The organism is Paenibacillus sp. FSL M7-0134 (assembly GCF_038007865.1).
Taxonomy (GTDB): domain Bacteria; phylum Bacillota; class Bacilli; order Paenibacillales; family Paenibacillaceae; genus Paenibacillus; species Paenibacillus polymyxa_B.
The window spans coordinates 913,406-923,535 of the sequence record NZ_JBBOXV010000002.1 but is presented as its reverse complement, the minus strand read 5'-3'; the positions used below and the strand labels follow the sequence as shown (position 1 = coordinate 923,535).

Below are 10,130 nucleotides of genomic sequence, written 5' to 3'. Positions count from 1 at the left end.
CGTACTCCCTTCCGTTCCTCATGTTCGCTGCGATTAGCTGACCTGAAACGCGGGAAACAATTCGCGTGTATGCGTATTGCTGAAAATCTGCTCAAACCGTTCAGCCCGCAGCTCCGTGGGTGTTAATTTGGTTACGAAAATGGATTTCAGCTTGTCCAGCGCTTGCTGCATTTGCTCCACCGTGGGTTCTGTTCCGGTCGCGATCAATTGCTCACGCAGATTTTGCAATGCTTTATATGGAACGACCACACCCTGCTCATACTCCTCGTTGTTCCAGTTCCGGTTCTGGGTTGAAACCGCAATCGCGATGCAGGAGGTCACTAGCCCCAAACCGTCTGGCTTGCTCTCCATATCAGCATTCCGCAGCGAGTCCAGACCGGAGGGATGCTCAAAAGCAAAGGAATGAGCCGTTGAGGTGATACCTGTCATTAGATTTTTTAATACGGTTTTAGGACCGATTTCGATAAAATGATTCACACCCTGATTCAGCATGTATTGAACGCTTTTGTGCCATTGCACAGGGCGTGCCATCTGAGACGTCAGGTTAGACACGATATAACGGTGATCCGCATAAGGTGTCGCTGTAACATTAGAGAGCACAGGCCATTGAAAACGGCCATAATCATATTTTTCCAGCTCGTCCCGAAATTTGCCCGCAGCGCTCCGCATTAAATTCGTATGAAACGGAAAGCCCACCTTGAGGCGAATCGTTTTGATTCCTCTGCGGTTCAGCTCCTCCTCCGCCTTCTCCAGTGCGGGAGTATGACCGGAAATGACCAACTGCTCGGAGGAATTATAATTGGCAATGCCGACCGATGCGCCGGCTGTCGACGCTTGCTGACACACCTCATCCACCTCGCGCTCATGACTCCCGACTACCGCCAGCATCGCCCCTGTACCGGGAGCAACGGCTTCCTGCATCAGAATGCCCCGCTGACGTACTATGTTCACCGCATCTGCAAAAGCAAGCGCCCCTGTACTGACCAATGCCGAGAATTCTCCCAGACTGTGACCTGCTACCAGAGATGGAGCAAGCTTCAATTCCTGCATCAGTACACGCAAGGCTGCAATACTCACGGTCAAAATGGCTGGCTGCGCATTGGAGGTCAGCGTCAGCTCATCCATGGAACCTGTAAAGCAAAGCGTTTTTAGATCAAGCCCCAGCGCATCCTCAGCCTCTTCAAAGGTTTCTCTTGCTACTGAATATTCATCGTATAAGCTTTGACCCATGCCTACATATTGAGAGCCTTGCCCTGGAAATAAAAATCCTAATTTTTTCATCGTTCCATCCTCCTTATAGTAGGTCAGCAATCTTGTGCAGGACGTGGACGTAGGCCTTCATCATCTGTTCCGCCCAAGTCTTCTTCAGTTTTCCAGCTTGATATTCGCATAGGAACCGTACCTGCTCCGCGCGCACATCCATATGAAGCACCCAGTCATATTGTCGGGTCATCTCATGTCCCGCCGGGGTATGATTCAGAAGCACACAAGGGAAAAAAGCAGATGAACCGCCGTCTCCTGTCCCATTGGGCGACATCACGGAGATCGGATAAAGATCGGTCTCTTTCGCCTTTTGTCGGTGACGGGCAACCTCTATGCACAGGGCGCTAAAATCATCATTTTCCGTCAATCGTACACGCAGCGGGTATAAGCTCTCCCCTGTTAATTGTGATGCGGAAAAAGAGGACTGTCCGTGGTGTATGAGCTGCTTATGTGGTATCGCGAGTCCTTCACCGATGGGCAATACCAGCTCGGACTGACCGGTCATTTGCGACAACACATACGCACAAACGGCTAGCAACAGGTCTGTCAGGGCAAAGTCCTGACTCCCGACAGCCTTCTGTAACACGCTCAGCAGGTCCGCAGGTAAAGTGAAGGTGAACGTAGCCTGACCGTCTGCCCCTCCATCTGTCCGCATCGCCTTACTCCACGGAATAAAAGGTAGCGGGTCAGCCAAATAAAGACGCCAGTATTGCTCCTGACGCTCATATCGCTCCTGTTCCGTATCCGTCCATACTTGATTTCCTTGCTGCTGCTCCAGAAAACCGGAAAGTCTCGCAATCGTCGGATAGGCAAAGCAATCTGCAACGCTGATTTGGCCTGGATACATTTGCTGGAGACGAGCATTCATTTGAATGAGCAAAACCGAATTCCCCCCCAGCTCAAAGAAATTGTCGTGGATGCCAAGCCCGCTTCTGTGCAGCACCTCTTCCCAAATGCGGCTGACCTGCATTTCCACCTCGGTAGCAGGTACCTTATATTCCACTTCAAGCAGAGGACGGCTATGATCCGGCTTGGGCAGCATGCGACGGCTTATTTTTCCGTTCGGCGTTAATGGCATCTCCGACATGCTAATAAAATGCGACGGAATCATATATTCTGGCAGTCGGACAAGCAGATGATTACGCAGCTCGCTCACGGATAAGGTCTGCTGCCCTACCCAATAGGCACAAAGGGTGCGGTGCTCCTGATCGTCTGATCGGTCCTGCACCACCACAGCTTCCCGAATGGCAGGATGAGCCAGCAGCGCCTGCTCAATTTCCCCCAGCTCCACCCGATAGCCACGGACCTTGATCTGATCGTCCATCCGGCCTAATACTTCAATCTCTCCGTTAGGCAGCCACCGTGCCAAATCTCCGGTCTTAAACATTCGCTCGCCGGAGCGAAACGGATTGGCCTTGAACTTCTCCGCTGTCAGGTCGGGACGCTTGTCATAACCGGTTGCAAGTCCCTTGCCTCCAATCCATAGATCACCCGCTACAAGATCCGGTACAGGCTGAAGCTGCCCGTCCAGAATATATACTTGCGTGTTCGCTATCGGCGTACCCACTGTCACTTGCTCGCGCCGGGTAAGCTCCTGCACGGTTGACCAGACCGTAGTTTCAGTTGGGCCGTACATGTTAAAAATGCGCGCAGCGGTCACTTCCTGCGTCTGACGAAGCAATGACTCTGGTAAAGCCTCGCCTCCCACCATCACGACCTGCAACGTGTGCATACTCTCTTTTGCCTCAGGGTGCATAAGCAAAAGCTGAAGCCGCGAGGGCGTCATTTGCAGCAAATGTGGACCTGTTCGGCGAATAGCCTGCAACAGCAGCTCAGCATTTGCCTGCTCTTCTCCCGTAGACAACACCACCCGCAGCCCCTTTGCCAAAGGCAGCAGCGTTTCCAATACAAAAATATCAAATGCGGCAGTCGTAACCGAAAAGAAGGTCTGTCCTGCAAAAAACGGTATACGCTCGGTAATCCCGTAGATCAGGTTGACGATGGCTTCCTGGCGAATCATCACGCCTTTCGGATTCCCCGTCGAGCCTGAGGTGAAAATCATATACGCCAAATCACGGGGTCCCGGCTGTATGATTTCCAGTTTTCTTCCATCCTGTTGGTGTATATTCTCGTCATTTAATGAAATGACTTCACCTTTAAAATCCAGTCCATCCAGCAATATGTCCTGACTCACAAGCCATTGCGCTTCACTCTCTTCCAGCATGTAGGAGATACGCGCCGCAGGATAAGCGGGGTCGATCGGCAGGTAGGCAGCGCCTGCTTTTAAAATGCCGAGCATCGCCGTCAGCAAATCTACCGACCGTTCCAGCAGCAAGGCGACCACCGTATTCACGTCTGCACCCTTGCTGCGCAATGTTCTCGCCACCCGGTTGGACAGGACATCCAGCTCGCCATAGGTCACACGCTGGCTCCCACACTCTACCGCTATGGCGTCCGGCATCCGTGCAGCCTGTTCTTCGAACAGCTGATGCATCAGCTTGTCAGCCGATAGCGCAAGCTCAGTCGCATTGCGGGCGACAAGGATGCGTGATTGCTCCGCAGGAGTCAGCAGGCCGGCTGCATACAGAGGGCGGTCCGGCTGTAATGCGAGCTGAGCCGTCAGCTCGATGAAATGCTGCGCCATCTGGCGGACCGTCTGCTCGCGGAACAGCTCCGCGCTATACTCAAAGGTGCAATGCAGCCCATTATGCCGATGATCTTCACCGTTAGCCGTCGGCATTTCAACCACGGTCAGCATCAGATCAAAGGAAGCAAAAGAGCTTTCCAACGGATAAGGCTTCACCTGTAAGCCCGGCACTTCCCTGCTGCCATCCATGAAATTTTGCAGCCGAAGCATCGTGTCAAACAGCGGATTACGACTCAAATCCCGCTGGAGATGCAAGCGATTGACGAGCATATCAAAGGGATAATCCTGATGCTCAAAGGCATTTAATGTGTTGTCCTTGACCTCGCCTAGAAACTGCCGGAAGGTCTTCTCCTGTACGGGAGTATTCCGCAACGCAAGTGTATTTACGAACATACCGAGCATCCGCTCCAGCTGAACATGCGATCTTCCGGCTACTGGCGTACCCACCACGATGTCCTCCTGCCCACTGTAGCGGGACAAAAATACATTATATGCCGCAAGCAAAACCATGAATAACGTGGCACCACTCTCCGTGGCCAGCTTCCGCAAGCCTGTTGCACAGTCTGACGATAGACTAAATTCCAGCGAGCCCCCGGCAAAGCTCCGTTGCCTTGGTCTTGGGTAGTCTCCCGGCAGCTTCAGAAGCGGAATATCCTTTCCGGTGTGCTGTTCGTCGAACAGCTTCAGCCAGAACGCTTCCTGTTCCTTCAGAGGTTCCCCGCTGAGCTGTATATGCTGCCAGGCGACAAAATCTTTATACTGAATATGCGGTTTTTCCAGAGCGCTTCCTTCCATTAAGGAGATGAACTCATCCATAAGCACGGTCGCAGAAATTCCATCAAAAATAATATGATGCACATCCAGCAGCAGAACATGGCTCTGCTCCGCTAATCGAACCAGCATGACCCGTAAAAGCGGTGGCTGCTGCAAATCAAAGGGACGCAAAAATGATTGCTGAATCTGCGGCATATCGGCCGCCGTCCCTTCGGCGTATTCCATTTTCCAGGCTACGTCCGAATGAATCCGCTGTACCACCTCACCCTCCAGCAGGGTAAAGCCCGTTCGGAATAACTCATGCCGGAGCAGTAAGGCTTGAAACAGACGCTCAAGCTGCGTTCGCTGGATGTTGCCTGTTAAATGCCATGCATTGAACACATGATTGCTCAAGCTTTCCCCTTCCCATTGATGCAAAACAAATAATCGTCTTTGCGCGGCGGAAACCGGATAATACTCCTGCTCAGGCAACGGTTCGATAGAAGCTGCATGAACAGAGGTCTTTTGACGAAGCAAATGGGCCAGCTCACGAATGGTTTGATGGTCGAAAAGCTCTTTGAACGTCACTTTCACCTGCAGGCGCTCCTGAATCCGGTAAATCATTTTTGCCATCTTCAGTGAATGTCCACCCAACGCAAAGAAGGGGTCCTGTACGCCTACCTGCGCTATATCCAAAATTTCTGCCCAAATGGTGGACAGCTCTTGCTCCATATCGTTACCTGGAGGAACATATTCCGTTCCTACCACACTTCTTCCGTCAGGCTTTGGCATGTGCTTGCGATCGATTTTACCGTGTGGGGTCAAGGGCATGGCATCGAGCGGCACCAGCAGACCGGGAACCATATAGTCGGGAAGCCGTTCTTTTAAATGCTGGCGCACCCCTTCTGATGTCATTTCAGACGACTGCAAGGTGTAATAGCCGATCAGTCCGGTTAATCCCGATTCCTCCCTATGTGCAACCACCGCTGCCTCACGAATAGATGGAAGACTGACCAGCGCCTGCTCAACCTCCTTCATTTCAACGCGAAATCCGCGCACCTGAACCTGGTCGTCCTTCCGCCCAAGATACTGAAATTGCCCGTCCGGGGTCTGACAGCCCAAGTCTCCCGTTCGATAAAGCCTTTCTCCGCTCAACGGATGCGTAGTAAAGGCCTTGGCCGTCAATTCCGGCTTGGCCCAATATCCGCTCGCCAGTCCTGTCCCGCCGATACAAATCTCGCCTTGCACATGGAATCCGGCAAGCTGTCCTTCCTGATCCAGCACATACACATGAGTATTGGCAATCGGCAGCCCCAAAGGAATACGTAATGTTCCCGCATCCGGCTTGTGCTGAATGATATGCTGGGTTGCATAGATGGCTGATTCGGTCATGCCGTATAGATTGGCGATTTTCGCTGTGTGAAAAAGAGTGTACCACTCCTGCACGATGTTCACCGGAAGCGCTTCGCCTCCGTTAAAAATCCATTTTAGATGAGGCAACGGATGAGATTCTCCCGCATTTCGTACGGCACTTAAAAAAACATTCATAAGCGCAGGAACGAATTGGGTAACCGTCACTTTTTCCCGCTTCATAAATGGGTAGAGCTGTGCAGGGTCCTGTACAATATCCGTAGGAACAATTGTTAATCGGGCTCCCTCCATCAACGGCCAGAACCATTCCCACACCGAGTCCGTGAAGCTGGTAGACGTTTTCTGCGCAATGACATCCTCTGCTCCCAGAGCAAAGGCATCCTGCAACCAAAATAACGTATTCAGCACAGCTATATGGGTCATCATTACCCCTTTGGGCTGACCTGTGGAGCCAGACGTGTACATAATATACGCCAGGTCATTTTCATTAGGGGTATTTTGCAGACTCAGATTATCCGTAGATATCCCTTGGGCTTTAACTGGAATAAAATAAGACTCGTCCCCTCGCATCTCGCGCAGTCTAACGATCCATTCCGCCTCTCCCCATACCGTTTCATCCAGACAAATAACCGTTTCAATGCAGTCTGGCAAATGATCTAGCGTACGCTGGAAATAACGTGAATCCGTAACAAGCACGCGGCAGGAGCTGTCGTCAAGCATATACTGGATTCGGGCCTGCGGGTAATCGGGATCAATCGGGACATAGGCACCGCCGGCCTTCATAATCCCTAAAATGGCGGTAAGCAACGGCACATTCCTATCCCCCATAAGGGCAACCAGCGAATTCGGACGAACTCCGTAATGACTGAAAAGCTGTCCCAATTGGTTGGAGCGAAGGTGCAGCTCCTTATAGGTCACAGCCTTGTCGCCGTCCACAACCCCCACTGCATCGGGAGTACGGACGGTCTGCTCCTGAATACGGGACGTAATCGTGACTCCAGCCGGATAAGACTTTTGCGTATCGTTAACACGATGAATAACCGCCCGTTCCTCTGCCCCCCTGTAGTCCATTTTCCACACAGGCTGCTCCGGGTTCTGAATGGCGCTCGCTATAATATTGCGAAAATACACCCCAATTCTGGATATCGTTGAGGCGGTAAATAAATCTGTTCCATAGCTAAGCGATATGACCAATTCGTCATTTACGGACTCCACAATTACGGTCAGGTCAAATTCGTTCGCGTCAGCCCCATTTCCCAGCTTGATTCTTTCCATCGGGATTCCCCCGAAGCTCTCCTCTTTTTTGGAGCCGGCTGCAAAATTAATCAGAACGTCAAACAGCGGGGCACGATTTAGAGAACGCGGACGGTTCAATACCTGCAACAGCTTGTCAAAAGGATAGTCCTGATGGGCGTATGCCCCTGCGCACTCCTCTTTAACTTGCTGTAACAATTGGGAAAACGTAATGTCCCGGGTAAGTCGATTTCGCAGCACGAGAGTATTAACGAAAAAGCCGATCAGGTTACGAACCTGCTTTTGATTCCGTCCCGCCACAGGAGTCCCGAGCATAATATCCTCTTGCTGAGTAATCAGCGCCAATAACACATTCAGGCTGGCAACAATCGACATGAACATGGTGGTTCCGTGCGTGCGATTCAACCGCTCCAAGCCCGCACATAATTCCGCATCCAAAATGACCTTTTCCACCGCTGCCGGGGCATTTCGCAGGGTCGGACGCGGAAAATCCAAAGGCAATTGAAGGCTTGGCAATTCACCATCCAGCCGGTTTTTCCAGTATTGCTCCTGCGAGCTTAGCTTTCCAGCAAGCACCTGCTGATTTTGCCAATGTGCATAATCAATATACTGAATCGGCAATTGCGGCAAATGGGGGCTTGCCCCTTGCTCCAACGCCTCATAAATATGAAATAGCTCTTGAAAAAACAGATCCATGGACCAACCATCTTCAATGATGTGGTGCATACAAATATGAAAAACATAGTCGTTTGCCGCCAGCATGTAAATCTGTGCACGCCATAATGGACTCTGCTCCAGATCAAAAGGCTGATTCATCACAGTCTGTATTTCTTTTTGTACCTCTGCCCACGCTGTTTCTCCCCCTGTGGCCGATACGTCCACAACAGGCACATTTAAGGGCAATTGCTCCAGCACCACTTGCTTCGGTACACCTTCAACCACCGTAAACACTGTACGAAGCATAAAATGTCTTTCAACGATGGTATGGAGGGCCTGCTGTAAATACGAGGTATTTACAGCTTGTCTGATTCGAACGGCTACCGACTGATTTAAGGCGCTGCTCTGAGCGTCCAGCTGGGACTGAACCCAGAACCGTTTCTGCCCATGAGACAGATCATAGGTCTGCTTCTCTCCCATGTGTAAACCTCCATCTGTACATTATTCGAGGAAATGCTATTGCTTTTCGTATAACGTTTCATTGCACCAGACATACCGGGTTCCGTTCCATTCGGTGGCAGAACGTACATCCGGGAAAAAGCCGCTGCCCAGCAAATTGGCGCTGGTATTGCACAGCACCGGAATACCGCTCAATTGCTCGTACGCATGCAGCAAATCATAAATCAGCGAATTATCCTCGCGGCTCACCGTTTGCAGGCGTGCCGTTCCATCAAGGTGACGGATCGCAGGAATGCGCTCCACCCATTCATCACGTAGCATATGATCAAAAAGCATATACGGATCACGGGTTCCCGGTGAAAAAATAGCAGGTGCACGCTCCTCCATACAGATCGGTGAGACTGGACGATAGTCTTCCCGCTGCTTAATGGCATTCAAGCGGTCCTTCATATCCGGCTGAACGGCAGCTGCCAGTATACTCCGGTTGCCCAATGCACGTGGTCCCAGCTCCGCCCGATCATGCAGCACCACGACGGGCTCATCTGTCGTATGTAGCAGCTCCGCGAGCTGCGGTACCGTGCAAGCACGTGATTTCCAGCCTTCTGCTGGCTCATTTTGAATGACCATGGGTCCGCTGTACACAGACCAATTCAAATGAGGATGACCTGTCTGATGAATCATTTCACAACAGGCAGCACCAATAGCCGAACCTGTATCGTTGGTGAACGGAGAAACAAACACATCGTCAAATAATCCGCTTTCCCGAATCGCACTGTTCCATTTGATATTCAGAGAACAGCCTCCTATAAAGCAAAAGTTTCGTGTTTTCCGTCCATGCTTGGTCACACTCGCCTCCAGCGAGGTTACGAGAAGCTGCTCCAAATACTGATGGAAAGACGCCATGGCGTCTGCATGCGGAATATGATGCTCATCTACATATCGCTTGATTTCCTGAGAAAACGTCCAGTTAAACTCCATCGAGGGTGAAAAATGCCGTGCATACGTCAGCTCAAACTGTTCGAGCAGCTCTCGACGTACTTGTCCCTTGGCAATGTAGGCCATAACCTTGCCCGCTACCGAAAGATCATCCACGCGCGGTCCTTGCCCTCCGCGCAGAAATGGCTCAAAGTGCAGCGAAAACAGTGAATAAATGTTGCCAATGTACATGAAGAGAGGACCCAGATTTTCTAATTTACCGTTCGCTGGATCAAAGTAATAAAAACGCGGATACATGCCGCCATCGTACACAAGCGCGTAAGACGGCTCCTTGGTCACCGCATAAGGACTTGCGCAATAGGTGCTGGCGATATGTGTGGTTGAATGCATATAACTGGTATAGTTGTAGGTTCTTCCACCAATGGCAAGGCCACTGCCCGAATAGGCTTGGAGCGCGTCGGCTGAAAGCGATACTTCGCGGTAAGGTGCAACCGTGAGGGACAGCTCCTGCCCATGGGAACGCGTGTCCACCTTACTTTCCTTCAATCCGGCCCAGCCGTCGATGACAAACCGATCCACATCTGCCGAGGTATAGCCATGCAGGTTAAGCACTTCCTCGACAAAATCCAAATCAGGAATTTCGCTGTAGCGTTTGTTGTTATTGAATTTTTCAACCTCGTAGCTGAAAATAAGCTTGTTATCCTCAATCAAGGCCACACTACCATCATGCGTTAATTTCAGTCCGCAGAATAACATGTTCCTTCACTCCTCACCTGTTAGCCCAACACAA

General features: G+C 51.2%; 3 protein-coding genes. All 3 read right to left on the bottom strand.

From position 1 onward, the window contains the following. Positions 1–33: 33 nt before the first annotated feature. The 3 genes from fabD to NSQ58_RS19755 are packed head-to-tail and all read right to left on the bottom strand — an operon-like array spanning position 34 to position 10,096. Positions 34–1,281, bottom strand: a complete 1,248-nt coding sequence (fabD, locus tag NSQ58_RS19765) for an ACP S-malonyltransferase (RefSeq protein WP_341058089.1) — start codon at positions 1,279–1,281, stop codon at positions 34–36. A gap of 13 nt (positions 1,282–1,294) precedes the next feature. Further along, positions 1,295–8,425, bottom strand: a complete 7,131-nt coding sequence (locus NSQ58_RS19760) for an amino acid adenylation domain-containing protein (RefSeq protein WP_341058087.1) — start codon at positions 8,423–8,425, stop codon at positions 1,295–1,297. 36 nt (positions 8,426–8,461) lie between these two features. Next, positions 8,462–10,096: a carbamoyltransferase N-terminal domain-containing protein gene (locus NSQ58_RS19755; protein WP_341058086.1), complete on the bottom strand. Its 1,635-nt coding sequence runs from the start codon at positions 10,094–10,096 to the stop codon at positions 8,462–8,464. Positions 10,097–10,130: the final 34 nt, after the last annotated feature.